The sequence below is a fragment of the Streptomyces sp. NBC_01618 genome (assembly GCF_045209435.1).
GTDB lineage: Bacteria > Actinomycetota > Actinomycetes > Streptomycetales > Streptomycetaceae > Streptomyces.
Window position 1 is genome coordinate 885,249 of record NZ_CP109297.1, and the last position, 14,800, is coordinate 900,048.

The 14,800-nt window shown below is 70.2% G+C and carries 13 protein-coding genes and 2 pseudogenes; 7 read left to right on the plus strand and 8 right to left on the minus strand.

The window, feature by feature from the left end; genetic code table 11:
* The first annotated feature begins 79 nt into the window (after positions 1 to 79).
* Positions 80 to 2,023, plus strand: coding sequence for an ABC transporter transmembrane domain-containing protein (locus tag OH735_RS04230; protein WP_406379576.1), 1,944 nt, complete (start codon positions 80 to 82; stop codon positions 2,021 to 2,023).
* Positions 2,020 to 3,801: an ABC transporter ATP-binding protein gene (locus OH735_RS04235; RefSeq protein ID WP_406379578.1), complete on the plus strand. Its 1,782-nt coding sequence runs from the start codon at positions 2,020 to 2,022 to the stop codon at positions 3,799 to 3,801. Before OH735_RS04230 ends, OH735_RS04235 begins: the two co-directional genes overlap by 4 nt.
* A 194-nt stretch (positions 3,802 to 3,995) precedes the next feature.
* Here the strand turns inward: OH735_RS04235 and OH735_RS04240 are convergent, their stop codons facing one another.
* Positions 3,996 to 4,787 (minus strand): metal-dependent hydrolase, encoded by a 792-nt coding sequence (locus OH735_RS04240; RefSeq protein ID WP_406379579.1) that lies wholly within the window; start codon positions 4,785 to 4,787, stop codon positions 3,996 to 3,998.
* A 78-nt stretch (positions 4,788 to 4,865) separates the two neighbouring features.
* Between OH735_RS04240 and OH735_RS04245 the strand changes: the two genes are divergently transcribed.
* From OH735_RS04245 to OH735_RS04255, 3 genes and pseudogenes are all read left to right on the plus strand, one after another.
* The gene (locus OH735_RS04245; RefSeq protein WP_406379580.1) at positions 4,866 to 7,439 is read left to right on the plus strand and encodes a DEAD/DEAH box helicase; all 2,574 of its coding nucleotides are present in this window, start codon (positions 4,866 to 4,868) and stop codon (positions 7,437 to 7,439) included.
* Positions 7,440 to 7,485: 46 nt separating this feature from the next.
* Positions 7,486 to 7,605: pseudogene (locus OH735_RS04250) on the plus strand (acyl-CoA thioesterase II); the annotation flags it as partial.
* Positions 7,606 to 7,652: 47 nt separating this feature from the next.
* Complete coding sequence (locus OH735_RS04255) at positions 7,653 to 7,940, plus strand: transposase (RefSeq protein WP_406379582.1); 288 nt, start codon at positions 7,653 to 7,655, stop codon at positions 7,938 to 7,940.
* A 265-nt stretch (positions 7,941 to 8,205) separates the two neighbouring features.
* Here OH735_RS04255 and OH735_RS04260 read toward each other — a convergent pair whose 3' ends face one another.
* Positions 8,206 to 9,267 carry a hypothetical protein gene (locus tag OH735_RS04260; protein WP_406379584.1) on the minus strand — a complete coding sequence of 354 codons (1,062 nt, stop codon included), beginning with the start codon at positions 9,265 to 9,267 and terminating at the stop codon, positions 8,206 to 8,208.
* A 289-nt stretch (positions 9,268 to 9,556) separates the two neighbouring features.
* On the opposite strand from OH735_RS04260, the pseudogene OH735_RS04265 reads away from it, so the two are divergent.
* Positions 9,557 to 11,185, plus strand: a pseudogene (locus tag OH735_RS04265) (IS200/IS605 family accessory protein TnpB-related protein).
* A gap of 27 nt (positions 11,186 to 11,212) precedes the next feature.
* Here the strand turns inward: OH735_RS04265 and OH735_RS04270 are convergent.
* The 6 genes from OH735_RS04270 to OH735_RS04295 form a co-directional block, all read right to left on the minus strand.
* Positions 11,213 to 11,641: a hypothetical protein gene (locus tag OH735_RS04270; RefSeq protein ID WP_406379586.1), complete on the minus strand. Its 429-nt coding sequence runs from the start codon at positions 11,639 to 11,641 to the stop codon at positions 11,213 to 11,215.
* A complete protein-coding gene (locus OH735_RS04275; protein ID WP_406379587.1) occupies positions 11,635 to 12,207 on the minus strand; it encodes a hypothetical protein in 573 nt (190 codons plus the stop codon). Before OH735_RS04275 ends, OH735_RS04270 begins: the two co-directional genes overlap by 7 nt.
* Before the next feature lie 227 nt (positions 12,208 to 12,434).
* Positions 12,435 to 12,683, minus strand: a complete 249-nt coding sequence (locus tag OH735_RS04280) for a DUF6011 domain-containing protein (protein ID WP_406379589.1) — start codon at positions 12,681 to 12,683, stop codon at positions 12,435 to 12,437.
* Positions 12,684 to 12,775: 92 nt separating this feature from the next.
* Positions 12,776 to 13,057, minus strand: a complete 282-nt coding sequence (locus OH735_RS04285) for an SHOCT domain-containing protein (RefSeq protein WP_406379590.1) — start codon at positions 13,055 to 13,057, stop codon at positions 12,776 to 12,778.
* 92 nt (positions 13,058 to 13,149) lie between these two features.
* Positions 13,150 to 13,596 (minus strand): DUF6325 family protein, encoded by a 447-nt coding sequence (locus OH735_RS04290; protein ID WP_406379592.1) that lies wholly within the window; start codon positions 13,594 to 13,596, stop codon positions 13,150 to 13,152.
* A 226-nt stretch (positions 13,597 to 13,822) separates the two neighbouring features.
* Positions 13,823 to 14,200: a hypothetical protein gene (locus OH735_RS04295; RefSeq protein WP_406386400.1), complete on the minus strand. Its 378-nt coding sequence runs from the start codon at positions 14,198 to 14,200 to the stop codon at positions 13,823 to 13,825.
* Between the two features lie 367 nt (positions 14,201 to 14,567).
* Here OH735_RS04295 and OH735_RS04300 point away from each other — a divergent pair, with 367 nt between their 5' ends.
* Positions 14,568 to 14,720, plus strand: a complete 153-nt coding sequence (locus tag OH735_RS04300) for a hypothetical protein (protein ID WP_406379594.1) — start codon at positions 14,568 to 14,570, stop codon at positions 14,718 to 14,720.
* The last annotated feature ends 80 nt before the right edge of the window (positions 14,721 to 14,800 follow it).

Below are 14,800 nucleotides of genomic sequence, written 5' to 3' on the forward strand. Positions count from 1 at the left end.
GACGGACCTTCCAGGGTGAACCTTGCACGGTTTGAGACATTCACCGAACAAACCGGCACGCACCGACCCATGGGACGTCATGCAGATTCGCGATCTTCCGTACTCGGATCCTGGCGATCCCGATGTCCGGTCGGGCCCACGCTTCCTGCTCTGGCTCGGCCGCAATCAGCTCCGCGGTCAGCTCAAGTCCCTTTCCTGGGGGCTGTTGCACCAGTGTTCCCTGGCCGGACTGCCGCCTGCCGTCGGCTTCGCCGTGCAGGCCGTCGTCGACCGTTCCGGCAGCCGCCTCGCGTGGGCGGGCGGTCTGATCGCGGTCCTGGGTGTGCTGATCGCGCTGGGCGACACCATGCTCCACCGGACCGCCATCACCAACTGGATCACCGCCGCCGCGCGCGTGCAGCAGTTGCTGGCCCGTAAGACCGCGGAGCTCGGCTCGGCGCTGACCCGACGGGTCGCCGCGGGTGAGGTCGTCGCGGTCTCCACCGGTGACGTGGAGAAGATCGGCTGGTTCGTCGAGGCGCTCTCCCGTTTCGCCGCGGCCGCCGCCGCCCTGGTGCTGATCTGCGCGGGGCTCATCGTCTATCTGCCCTCGCTGGGCGTCCTGGTGACACTCGCCATGCCGTTGCTGGCCCTGGCCGTGCTGCCGCTGCTCCCCCGGGCCACCCGGCGCGCCGACCTCCAGCGCGAGAAGGCGGGCAAGGCCACCGAGCTGGCCTCGGACACCGTCGCCGGGCTGCGGGTACTGCGCGGGATCGGCGGCGAGGAGCTGTTCCTCGGCCGCTACCGGCGCGCCTCGCAGGAGGTCCGCAAGGCCGCGGTGCGCAGTGCGCGGATGTGGTCGCTGATCTCGGCGATCCAGGTGCTCCTGCCGGGCGTGCTGCTCATCTCGCTGGTCGTGTACGGGGCGACGCTGGCCCGCGACGGCCGGATCGAGGTCGGTCAGCTGGTCACGGTGTACAGCGCGGCGACGCTGTTGCTGTTCCCGCTGCGCCACTTCGAGGAGATCGCGATGGCGTACTCCTTCTCACGGCCCTCCGCCAAGCGCGCGGTCCGGGTGCTGTCGCTGCACCGCACGGACCGGCCCTCGACCGTCGACGCCGCGCCTACCGGCGATCTGTACGACCCGGTGACCGGACTGATGGCCCCGGCGGGCCTGTTCACCGCGGTGGTCTGCGGCGACCCGGACGAGGCGGGCCGACTGGCCGAGCGGCTCGGCGGCCACGCGCACGAGGACACGGACGCGACCGGAAGCCAGAACGGGAACGAGCACGGGAGCAAGGACGGAGACGAGGACAGGAACGCGACGAAGAACTCGACGCGTAGGGCGGGCGGGCCAAAGAACGGCGGGCGCGCCTCCACGGACGGCGTCACGCCGGAGCAAAGGCCCCCGTCCGTCCTGCTCGGTGGCGTACCTCTGGACGAACTCCCGCTGGACTCCGCCCGGACGGCGGTACTGGTCCAGGACAAGGACCCGGTCCTGCTCTCCGGCACGCTGCGCGATCTTCTCGATGTGCCGGCCTCGGGACGGGTGTCCGCCGAGGACGCGTTGTCCGCCGCCCAGTGCGGTGACGTGCTGGACTCGTTGGCGCAGGCGTCCGTCGCCACGGACGGCGACCCCATGACGACCCGCATCACCGAACGCGGGCGTTCGCTCTCGGGTGGTCAGCGCCAACGGCTCGCCCTGGCCCGCTCCTTGGTGACCGACCCGGAGGTGCTGGTTCTCGACGAGCCGACCTCCGCCGTCGACTCGCACACGGAGGCCCGGGTCGCCGCCGGAATCAAGGGGCTGCGTCGGGGCTGTACGACGGTGGCGTTCGCCTCGTCGCCGCTGCTGCTCGACCTGGCGGACCGGGTGGTGCTGGTGCACGGCGGCACGGTCGTCGCGGTCGGCGCACACCGTGAACTGCTGCGTACGGACCTCCGCTACCGGGCGGTCGTGACGCGCGAGACGGACGACGAGACCGCTGTCCCGGCCGCTCAGGGCACACTCAGGACGATCGAGGAAATCGAGGAACGGGCATGATCGGCGTCGCAGTACCGGCGTACGACCCGGCCGCACCGGAGTCGGCGACGACCCTGCCGGTCGGCACCCCCGCCACCGTACGGAGCTATGTACGGGAGCTGCTGCGGCGCCACCGCAAGCCGTTCGCCGCGCTCGTCACGTTCAACGCCATCGCGGTGATCGCCTCGATCACCGGCCCGTATCTGCTGGGCGGGCTGGTCGAGGATCTCTCCGACGGCGCCGGCGACCTCCATCTGGAGCGCACCGCCGGGGTGTTCGCGCTCGCGGTGGTCGTGCAGACGGTCTTCACCCGGCTGATGCGTCTGCGCAGCGCGATGCTCGGCGAGGAGATGCTGGCCGATCTGCGCGAGGACTTCCTCGTACGGTCGGTCGGACTGCCGCCGGGCGTGCTGGAGCGGGCCGGGACGGGGGATCTGCTCTCCAGGATCACCACGGACATCGACCGGCTGGCCAACGCGATGCGCGAGGCCGTGCCGCAGCTGGCGATCGGTGTGGTGTGGGCGGGGCTGTTGCTGGCCGCGCTCACCGCGACGGCTCCGCCGCTGGCGCTCTCGGTGCTGATCGCTCTGCCCGTCCTGGTCATCGGCTGCCGCTGGTACTTCAAACGGGCTCCGTCCGCGTACCGTTCGGAGGCCGCCGGATACGCCGCGGTCGCGGCGATGCTCGCGGAGACCGTGGACGCGGGACGGACCGTGGAGGCGCACCGGCTGGGTGCGCGCCGGGTGGCACTGTCGGACGCGCGCATCCGGCAGTGGACCGCGTGGGAGCGGTACACGCTCTTCCTGCGTTCCGTGCTCTTCCCTGTCATCAACGCCACCTACGTGACGATTCTCGGCGCGGTGCTGATGCTCGGCGGCTGGTTCGTCATCGAGGGCCTGCTGACCGTGGGACAGCTGACGACGGGGGCGCTGCTGGCGCAGATGATGGTCGATCCGATCGGCCTGATCCTGCGCTGGTACGACGAGTTGCAGGTCGCTCAGGTGTCGCTGGCCCGGCTGGTGGGCGTCCGGGACATCGAACCGGACGCGGGCGACGCGGAGGTGGTCCCGGACGGCCGGGACGTCCGCGCCGAGGAGGTGCGCTTCGGCTACCGCGCCGGGCTGGATGTCCTGCACCAGGTGTCGTTGGACGTCGCGCCGGGTACGCGCCTGGCGCTGGTCGGCCCGTCCGGGGCCGGAAAGTCCACGCTGGGCCGGCTGCTCGCCGGGATCTATGCGCCGCGCACGGGTGAAGTGACGCTCGGTGGTGCGGAGTTGTCGCGGATGAAGGCGGAGCAGGTACGTACGCATGTGGCGCTGGTCAATCAGGAGCACCATGTGTTCGTGGGGTCGCTGCGGGACAACCTCCTGCTGGCCCGTGCCGGTGCCGGGGACGCCGAACTGTGGGCGTCGCTCGCGGCGGTCGACGCGGACAGCTGGGCGAGGGCGCTGGAGGAGGGGCTGGACTCCGAGGTCGGCTCCGGCGGTCTGGCGCTGACACCCGCTCAGGCCCAGCAGATCGCACTGGCCCGGCTGGTCCTGGCCGATCCGCACACGTTGGTGCTGGACGAGGCGACGTCCTTGCTGGACCCGCGGGCCGCCCGTCACCTGGAGCGGTCGCTGGCCCGGGTGCTGGACGGCCGTACGGTCGTGGCGATCGCCCACCGGCTGCACACCGCGCACGACGCGGATGTGATCGCGGTCGTCGAGAGCGGCCGGATCAGTGAACTGGGCAGCCATGACGAGCTGGTGGCGGCGGACGGCGCTTATGGGGCGCTGTGGCGGTCCTGGCACGGCTGAGCGGAGTTCGCGCGCACGCGAGCGGGTTCGGGTGGATCGGCGCACCGGACAGCCCCGGGGCACCACCCGCGACAAATCACCGGTGTGTGCCGCGCGCCGAGGGCCGCCATCACGTGACGGACCGTGGCGAGGACGTTCGATCCGTCCGCGCGGCCCGCACGGGCCGGGCGATGCTCTCGTCCGCGACGCGTCGGTCAGATGACGTTCAGCGCGGCCGCCCCGCCCAGTCCGCCGAGCACCATGAACGCCGGCATCAGCACCTTCAGCTCCACCCAGCTGCCCGCACGGAACCGCATTCCCTTCGGCGGCCCGATCGGGTACCAGCGCTTGCGGCCCAGCGGGATGGGCCACAGGATCGGGCAGCCGGAGACGGTCAGCGCGTCGCCGATGTCGTGGACGAGCGCACCGAGCACGATCGGCAGCCCCAGCCACAGGTACTCCTGCCCGGGGGCGCTGAACAGCCAGTCCGAGCCGTTGCCGGGCTCGTCCAGGACGCCGGCCAGTATCCAGGCGCTCGTCGCGCCGAGCAGCCACACCAGGACGTCGCTGGACATCCGGGCGGCCCGCCACAGCAGTCCTTCGACGGCGAGCACCAGGTGCACGAAGAGGATCGCCAGGACCGCCCACCGGCCGCCGGTGATCGCCGCGGCGGAGGCCCCGCCGCCGATCAGGACCGCCCACAGCCAGGTGTGCGTCAGGGTCCGGTGGCCGCCGTTCCTGCGCGGGTCGCCGGAGCCCCGGGTCGCCTTGTAGACGGCGTGCGAGAGCTTGTCGACGATCTCGCAGAGCCCCCGGGAGACCGGCCCGAAGGCGCGCGAGATGGTCGCGGACTTGTGGTCGAGGTCCGGGGCGAGTGCGGCTCCGGCGGTGATCAGCGCGCCGACGACCAGGACGGGCCACGGCATCGCGTGACCGGCGGCCGCCGCCGCCGCGCCCACCCCCAGCCAGGCCGCCGCCCCTGACAGAGAATGTGCCGGTCCCATCATGGTTCTTCCCGCCCCCAAAGTCGTCCTGCTGCCATTGCCGCCCAGGCACGGCCGAGTTGAGTGGGCAGCGTATCGTCCGTGATCTTCATACAGTCGTCCGGTTCCCTCATCCGGGCGGAAGGCAGGCAAGATAGGGGCGTGACCCTTATCGATCAGCTGCCCCCGACCGACGACCCCGACGCCCTCTTCGAGGCATTCTCGTCATGGACGAAGACGCAGGGCATCACCCTCTATCCCGCTCAGGAGGAGGCGCTGATCGAGGTGGTCTCCGGCGCGAATGTGATCCTTTCCACCCCGACCGGCTCCGGAAAGAGCCTGGTCGCGGCGGCCGCGCACTTCACGGCGCTGGCCCAGGACAAGGTCACGTTCTACACCGCGCCGATCAAGGCACTGGTCTCGGAGAAGTTCTTCGACCTGTGCAAGCTGTTCGGTACGGAGAACGTCGGCATGCTCACCGGCGACGCCTCCGTCAACGCGGACGCGCCGGTGATCTGCTGCACGGCGGAGGTCCTGGCGTCCATCGCGCTGCGTGACGGGAAGTACGCGGACATCGGCCAGGTCGTGATGGACGAGTTCCACTTCTACGCCGAGCCGGACCGCGGCTGGGCCTGGCAGATCCCGCTCCTGGAACTGCCGCAGGCCCAGTTCGTCCTGATGTCGGCCACGCTCGGTGACGTCAGGATGTTCGAGGAGGACCTGACCCGCCGCACCGGCCGCCCCACGTCCGTGGTGCGCTCCGCGACCCGGCCGGTGCCGCTCAGTTACGAGTACCGGCTGACGCCGATCACCGAGACCCTCACCGAGCTCCTGGAGACCAGGCAGTCGCCGGTGTACATCGTGCACTTCACCCAGGCCGCGGCCGTCGAGCGGGCGCAGTCGCTCATGAGCATCAACATGTGCACCAAGGAGGAGAAGGAGAAGATCGCCGATCTGATCGGCAACTTCCGCTTCACCACCAAGTTCGGCCAGAACCTCTCCCGCTATGTGCGCCACGGCATCGGAGTGCATCACGCGGGCATGCTGCCGAAGTACCGGCGCCTGGTGGAGAAGCTCGCCCAGGCCGGCCTGCTGAAGGTGATCTGCGGTACGGACACCCTCGGCGTCGGCGTCAACGTACCCATCCGAACGGTGCTGTTCACGGCGCTCACCAAGTACGACGGCACCCGCGTCCGTACGCTGCGCGCCCGTGAGTTCCACCAGATCGCGGGCCGGGCGGGCCGGGCCGGATTCGACACGGCGGGCTTCGTCGTGGCGCAGGCGCCCGAGCACGTCATCGAGAACGAGAAGGCCGTCAAGAAGGCGGGCGACGACCCGAAGAAGAAGCGCAAGGTGGTCCGCAAGAAGGCCCCCGAGGGCTTTGTCGCCTGGTCGGAGACCACCTTCGACAAGCTGATCCAGTCCGATCCGGAACCGCTGACCTCCCGCTTCCGGGTCACGCACACGATGCTGCTGTCCGTGATCGCGCGTCCCGGCAACGCCTTCGCGGCGATGCGGCATCTGCTGGAGGACAACCACGAGCCGCGCAGGGCGCAGCTGCGGCACATCCGCCGGGCCATCGCGATCTACCGCTCGCTGCTGGACGGCGGTGTGGTGGAACAGCTCGACAAGCCGGACGCGGAGGGCCGCATCGTGCGGCTCACCGTCGATCTCCAGCAGGACTTCGCGCTGAACCAGCCGCTGTCCACGTTCGCGCTGGCCGCGTTCGACCTGCTGGACGGCGAGTCGCCGTCGTACGCACTGGACATGGTCTCCGTCGTCGAGTCGACGCTCGACGACCCACGGCAGATCCTCGCCGCGCAGCAGAACAAGGCGCGCGGCGAAGCGGTCGGGCAGATGAAGGCGGACGGTGTCGAGTACGAGGAGCGGATGGAGCTGCTCCAGGACGTCACGTATCCGAAGCCGCTCAGCGAGCTGTTGTGGCACGCCTACGACGTGTACCGCAGGAGCCACCCGTGGGTGGGCGACCACCCGGTGTCGCCGAAGTCCGTGATCCGTGACATGTACGAACGCGCCATGACGTTCACGGAGTTCACCTCGAACTACGAGCTGGCCCGCACCGAGGGCATCGTGCTGCGTTATCTGGCGAGCGCGTACAAGGCTCTTGAGCACACCATCCCGGACGACATCAAGTCCGAGGACCTTCAGGACCTGATCGCCTGGCTCGGCGAGATGGTCCGCCAGGTGGACTCCAGTCTCCTCGACGAGTGGGAGCAGCTCGCCAACCCGGAGGTGGAGACCGCCGAGGAGGCGCAGGAGCGGGCCGACGAGGTGAAGCCGGTCACGGCCAACGCCCGTGCCTTCCGGGTGCTGGTCCGCAACGCGTTGTTCCGCCGGGTGGAGCTGGCCGCGCTGGACAAGGTCCACGAGCTCGGCGAGCTGGACGGCGACGCGGGCTGGGACGAGGACGCGTGGGGCGACGCCATGGACGCCTACTGGGACGAGTACGACGATCTGGGCACCGGTCCGGACGCGCGCGGGCCGAAGCTGCTGAAGATCGACGAGGACGCCGCACACGGCCTGTGGCGGGTGCGGCAGACCTTCGCGGACCCGAACGGCGACCACGACTGGGGCATCAGCGCGGAGATCGACCTGGCCGCATCCGACGAGGAGGGCCGGGCCGTCGTCCGCGTCACCTCGGTCGGCCAGCTGTGATCGCGCTCACACGCCCGGCCCCCCTGCGAGAGTGGAGACGAACCGCATGACGAACCCTGCCGAGCGCCTGGTCGATCTGCTCGACCTGGAGCGGATCGAGGTCAACATCTTCCGTGGGCGCAGCCCCCAGGAGTCCCTGCAGCGGGTCTTCGGCGGGCAGGTGAGTCTTCCCTCGTAGCGTAGAGACCCTGACTGCAGGGGAAGTTGGGAGTCATGACGGAGAAGAGGCGGAAGTTCGACGCGGAGTTCCGTGAGGGGGCTGTGCGGATCGTGACCGAGACCAGGAAGCCGGTCGCCCAGGTCGCGAAGGACCTGGGGATCAACGAGACGACACTGGCCAGCTGGGTGTCGCGGGCTCGCAGGGCAGGCGGGGCCGGTCCTGCGGGCGAGAGCGAGGAGCTCGAGCGGCTGCGTCGAGAGAACGCCCAGCTGAAGGACGTCAAGGAGCTGGGGATGGAGCGCGATGTCCTCAAACGCTGCATGGTCTTGTGGGTGAAGTAGCTGAGGCGGACCCGGCGGCCGTCGTCGGGGTAATCAGCGACCAGAAGACCGAGTACAAGATTCCGCACCGGACCTCCTGCCGAGCGCTCGGCGTGTCGGAGGCGTGGTTCTACAAGTGGCGCCGCCGCCCCGCCCAGCCGACGCAACGCGAGGTCAGGCGACAGGCGCTGGCCGAGCGGATCCGACCACAAGCCGCGACCAGCCCCACAGAGCACGCCCGGCCGGGACACCTTCCCGGCCGGGCGTTCGCGTGCGGGGAACGGGCTCAGCCTTCGTCGGCGAGGCACCACAGGTGGACCGAGGCCGTGTCCTTGGCGACCGTGTGCCACATGCCGGCGCCGGCCGAACGTGGGCTGCCCGCGACGGGCAGGGGGTAGGTGACCATGCCCCGCACCGACATGCTCTCGGGATTCACCAGCCAGTGACGCGGGACCTCGGCGTATCCCTCGGTGCTGACGACAGCACCCTCCTCGTAGGGGTACGCGCCCTCGTAGTCCCACCTGGCCATGTCGTCCCCGGGCACGGGAGGCACCGCCTCCCTGGCGTCCAACTGCCGCAACTCCGTCCCGCCCGCCGCCTCGTGGAGGTACAGGGCCCACTGCCCGGGATCAGTACAGAGGAAGTGCCGCCCGGACGGACTGACCGCCTGGAAGATCTCTCCCTCGAGCCGCTCGACGGCGAGGGTGGTGCCGTCCCAGTGACCCCACAGAACCGGGGAGTCGTCGTCTCCTTCACCTACGGTCAGCCCCATGTACTCGGCGCTCGGATGAGGAAAGTGCAGGGAGCCGGAGCCCACGGTCATGGTCTTCGCCCGCCCCAGGACCACTCCGTCGGCGGCGTTCACGACCAGCCACTCCTCGTCCGCCCGGTTGTCGGAGTACTGCCGGACGTGCGCCCACACCAGCTTGCCGTCGGCGGAGAACGCGGCGGAACCGCAGTCGGCATGATGATGGCGGGGGTCGTCCGCGTACTCGGAGAACGGAGCACGGGTCCAGGCACACGTGGCGGTCGCCCAGCAGCCGTGCGGGATCTCCCACAGGACATCACCGCCGCGGTCCACGGCCCGCACACCGTGCACCCCCGAGAAGACGGCGATGTCGCCCGCGGGAGACACCGTGACCCGGCCGAACAGCCTGGGCCACGGCGCGGGGAAGCGGAATTCCTGCCTTGCTTCCCCTTCTTCACCAAGGTCGACCACGGCCACCTCGTCGTCCGTGTGCTGGATGAGCAGCCTGCGGCCCGGCCAGTGCAGTATCTCCAAAGCGTTGGCACTGGCAGGGCCCAGCGGAGCCCGGACGGTGGCGACGAGACGTGCTGGGTGCTGCACGGCATCTCCATGTATGGGATCGGTGGGCATGCCTGGCATCGTTCCACAGGACAGGGTCTCCGTGTTCGTCCGGGAACCACCTACGCGAAGGCCATCGCATCCCCTGAACCGGGGTTGTGAGCTGCTGTCGGTTTGCTGAGCTGAAGTGCGTTGGAGTGAGCAGGAGTGGGTCCTGTCGGCGGCTTCATGGGGTGGGAACGGGGGTTCTGGGGCCGAATGGGTGACCTTGGCGGCTGGTGCTCGTTGGACTGGGTAGCAGGTGTCCGGTCTCGTGGGAGGGGGTGTTGTGGTGGGTGGTGTACGGGAGTTAACGGCATCCTTCGTGGTGCCCGGGCCTTGCGGGGTGGCGGTCCGGGACCGTCTGAAGCACCTCACGCCCCAGGACGAGAAGGTTCTGCGGGCGGTCGGCGCGTATCAGGGCGCGCTCGCTTCCCGTGACCTCAGGGCCCGTTGTACGGATGGTCTGGAGCACAACAAGGAGACCTGGGCGTCGCGCAAGCGGGACCTGACCGCACAGTCGTCGTCGCGGATCGCCGGTGCGATCACGAAGGCCACGCATGATCAGTGAGCGCTGGCGCGCCGTTGTCAGGCGGCGCACATCCGGACGCTGGAGGCCGGGATCGGGACGCTGCGGCATCGCCTGTCCCTCCCGGTCGGCTCGCGGGGCACGAAGCGGGCAGCGGGTGGCTACCGTTCCAAGGGTGAGTGGTTCCACAAGTCCCGCCGTCTCGCGGCGTTGGAGGCGCGGCATGCTGCTGCGGTCCGTGACCGGCAGGCCGGACGCGTGCGGGTCGTGCGGGGCGGCAAACGCCTTCTCAACACTCGCCACCACCTCGCCGACGCCCACCTCACCGAGGAGCAGTGGCGGGAGCGCTGGGAGGCGGAGCGGTGGTTCATCGCCGCCGACGGTGAGTCGGGGAAGCGGTTCGGGAACGAGACGATCCGCGTTACCCCGGACGGCGAGGTCAGCATCAAACTGCCTGCCCCGCTCGCGCACCTGGCCAATGCCAAGCATGGCCGGTACACCCTCACCTCGACCGTGGCGTTCGCGCACCGGGGTCAGGAGTGGGCCGACCGCATCGCCGCGAACCGGGCCGTCGCCTACCGCATCCACCTCGACACCGACCGCGACCGCTGGTACCTCACCGCCTCCTGGCAACGCCCCGTCGTCCAGACCATCCCGCTGGAGACGGCCCGCGCCCAGGGTGTGATCGGTGTCGATACCAACGCTGATCATTTCGCCGCTTACCAGCTCGACCGGCATGGCAATCCGGTCGGCGACCCGCGCCGCTTCGGCTACGACTTGTCCGGTACCACCGCTCATCGCGACGCCCAGATCCGTCACGCCCTGACCCGCCTGCTCCACTGGGCCAAGCAGGCCGGTGTTACCGCGATCGCCATCGAAAACCTCGACTTCACGACCGAGAAGACCCGCGAGAAGCACGGCCGCAGGAAACGGTTCCGGCAACTCATCTCCGGCATCCCGACCGGCAAACTCAAGGCCCGGCTGGTCTCCATGGCCGCCGAACACGGCCTGAGCATCGTCGCGGTCGACCCCGCCTACACCTCGATGTGGGGTGCCCAGCACTGGCAGAAACCACTGGCCACCCCGCACCGCCAAATGTCCCGTCACGATGCCGCAGGCATCGCGATCGGACGACGCGCCCTCGGACACCCGGTCCGGCGTCGGACGGCACCGCCCCCACACGACCGGAGCGATCGTGCGGGGCATCGGACCGCCCAGGCCGGACCAGGCAACCGGGGGCATGACGGAACCCGCCCACCCACAACGGACCACGCCCCCAGAGACGTGCCGCCGAACGGGACGCGAAAGCGGGGACCGAGTGCATCCAACACCGTTCGGGATGCGCCCAGTACACATCAGGGGGTCCAGGACTCACTCATGCCCACTGGCTAGGAACGGTGTCGCGACGACCATCAGAACTCAAGATCGACCGGCGGGCCGCTCCGTGTTCCGGTTCCGCCAGGTGCCGGTCAGCCGACGTCCTCCAGGCGCCACAGGTGGATCGACGTCCTCGGCGATGTACCAGGTGCCCGTGCCACGGACCGGACCGGTGACGGGGAAGGGGTAGGTTACCTCGCCGGGCAGCGTCATGTCGCCCCCCGCCACGAGCCAGTGGCGGGGCGCGCCCCGACCGGCGTCGCTCCCGGAGGTTCCCGCCACGACGGTGTCCTCGGCGGCGAAGGCCCCGTCGAAGTCCCAGTGCACCCGGCCGCCGCCGGTGCCGTACGGGGGCACCGCGCCCTCGGCGTCCAGGTCCCGCAGGATCGCGCCGTCGCGCGTGGCGTGCAGATACAGGGCCGACTGCGTGACGTCGGTGGCCAGCAGACGCAGGCCGGACGGGCTCACCACCTGCAGAACCGTCTCGTCGTCGATCTTCCGTGCCGACAGGGCGCGCCCGTCCCAGTGCCCCACAGCGCGGGCGATCCCTCCTCGCCCTCACCGATACTCAGTCCCATCTGCGCCGGGTCGGGGTGCGGGGTGTGGAACGAGCCGGAAGCCACGGTGCCGGTGGCGGCGCGCCCGAGGACCCGGCCGTCCGCGGCATCGATGACGAGCCACAGCTCGTCGTCGTCGGCCTCCTCGCCGTCGTCGGCGAACGGGCCGCGGACGTGCGCCCAGACGAGCTTGCCGTCGGCCGAGACCGCGGCCGATCCGCTGTCGGGGTACGCGTGCTCGTCGTCGGCGGCGTACTCGTCGAACGACGCGTGGATCAGCGGACATTCACCGCTCGAGCACCCGTGCCGCACCTCCCAGCGCGTCGCCCCCGCCGCGTCCACGCAGCGCACCGCGTGCACCCCGGCGAACACGGCCGTGCCGCCGTCCGGGGAGACGTTGGCCGTCCCGAAGCGGCGCGGCCACGGCGCGGGGAAGCGCACCGCCTCGGCCGCATCGCCCGCATCGGGATCGAACGCCACAAGTTCGGTGTCACCACGCTGAACGAGCAGCCTGCGACCTGCCTGGTGCAGCAGTTCGGGAGCGTCCGTGGAGTCCGGATCGAGCGGCGCGGGGACGGTGGCGACGAGGTGGGCGACAAGTACGGAGTCCTCCGACAGGCGAGGAACGGCCTGAATGCGTTCACCATACGGGGAGAGGCACGTGCCGTTGGTCCTGCAGCAGCTCTGGGCGGGGAGCCGCGCCCGGCTCAGATACCGGGGAGCGGGTCCTGCTCGACCTCGTGGCGGCGGGTGCGGATGTCCGGGGGCTCGGGGTGCAGTTTGGCGTCGCAGGCGGGGCCGAGGCCGGTGCGGCGTGACTGCGTACCGGTGAGCGGGCGGCCGCACATGCGGCAGCGCACCACCCGTCGGCGGGTGGTCCGGTCGGCGGTGCCGTCGCCGGGCAGGGGCTCGATGCCGGATTCGGGGAAGGGTTCAAAGGATTCGGCTGACTCCACGAATCGATCTTCTCAGGACGCCCGTCCGCCCTGCGACTTCCCAACGGCACACGACGGAGCAGACGGCCGCGCCGGTGGCGCGTGCGGACAGGTCAGGAGGCGAGGATCCGGGCCTTCTGGGCCGCGAACTCGCTGTCGCTCAGCAGTCCTTGGCTCTTGAGGTCGCCGAGCTCCTTGAGCTGGGCGATCTTGTTGCTCATCTCGTCCTCCGGCGCGAGAGGCGGAGGTTCCGCGGGGGCGGACCGCGTCTGCGCCTGTGCGGCGTCCTGCTGTGCCCAGCGGCCCGCCTGCCGCCGGGAGACCCGGTTGGAGACCGAGGTGGCAGTGCCGGCGATCACCGCCGTACGGGCGACGCCGCGAAGAAGGCCTGGCATGGTGCATCTCCTTTGACTGGCTCTGCGGGAACGGGCGGCCCGACGCGGCCGCGAACGGGTTCGGACCCGGGACTCGGGACTCGGCCGCGTCTTCAGATCCGGGACTCGGCCACGTCGAGCGAGGCCAGGACCTCGTGGATCGGGATCCGCCCGTTGGCGACGAGGCGTCCGCCGGAGCGGCGCAGCGCCGCCGCGAACGGTGCGGCCCACACGTTCTCGTAGATGAGGATTCCGGCAGCGCTGCCGGGTTCGAGGATCGCGCTGGCCTCGTCGATGTCGTCCTGTCCGATCAGGCCCGAGGACACCCCCTCGAACACGGCGAGGTCGCCGCCGCCGTCCCCGGTCAGCTCGGAGAGTTCCACGCCGTCGACGGTGCCGTCCCGGTTCTTCCTGACAAAGGTCAGATCCAGGATCCGGATGATGCCCCGGTCGACCAGATCGACCAGCAGGGGCAGTCCTTCTCCCGTCATCCGGCTGCCCGCCGGAAACTCGACCACCAGGTAGTCGATCGGTCCTGTCTCGTCGCTCTCGGCGCTCACGTCAGCTCCTTCACACCTTCAGACATCTCGACTGCCCCGGTTCCGCCGGAGGCCACGTCCTTGCCATTGCAGCAGCGGTGGGACCGGAACGCATCTCGGCCACGGTCCCGGGAGGACCCGTGCCGGCCGGTTTTGTCACCGGGGCGCTGACGGACGTCGTCAACTCCGGGAAACTGCTGGGCGTCGCCTTCTCCCCCCTGGTCTCCCTGGCGGTGGCGGTGATCCTCTACGACGCCGTCAGACCCTCGCCCGCCTCTCGGTGCATGCCCGTGCACAGCGCCCAGACGATGAAGATGTTGACGGCGACCAGCACCATGGCCCACAGGGGGTAGTAGGGCACCCACAGGAAGTTGGCGATCGCGCCGAGGCCGGCGACGAAGACACCGAAGTAGCGCGCCCAGAGGGCTCCGGCCAGCACGGCGCAGCCGGCGAGGACGATGACGATGCCGAGAATGAGGTGGACCCAGCCCCAGCCCGACAGGCTGAACTCGAACACGTAGTGACGTGTCGCGAGGAACAGGTCGTCCTTGGCGATGGCCGCGATCCCCTCGAGGATCGCCATCGCTCCGCCGAAGATCATCAGGGCTGCTGCCAGGACGGTCATTCCGGATGTTGGCGCGTGTGTGGGGCTCGGCTTGGCGCGGCCCGCTTTGGGTCCGATGGTGTCACTGGCCATGTCGGCCTCCTCGGGTGGCTGTGCCGTCGGGCCGACCGAGCAGGCCGGTCCGGGCGTGATCCCCCGTCCCAGCGTGACACGGCGGCTCTCCGTCGGCACTCCGGCCGACGGCACCCAGCTTGCGGCTGCTCGTGGAGTGGGCGGCCGCAGTCCGGGCCGACGTCGTCGAGGCGGCGTGACCGCTTCGCACGCACCTACGCGCAGGACACGGCGGCGACGGTGCTCACCGTCTAATCCGGACCTCGTCGTCATCGGCGGTGGGATCTCACGGGCCGGCGCAAGTGTCGTCGGCCCGATGCGCCGTTACCTCGAGGAGTTGTGCATCGACCCGCCCCAGGTACTCGCCTCCCCGCTCGGCGTCGAGGCGGTCTCCCTGGGAGCCGTGCGCCACGCCCTGGACCACGCGGACCGGGACCTGTTCGACTTCCACGCGGCACCGTCGCACTGACCCGGCACGGACACCGGCGGCCTTCGGATCCGAAGGCCGCCGGTGCTTCATCACTCGGCGTCACGCCCGGTGAGGCGACG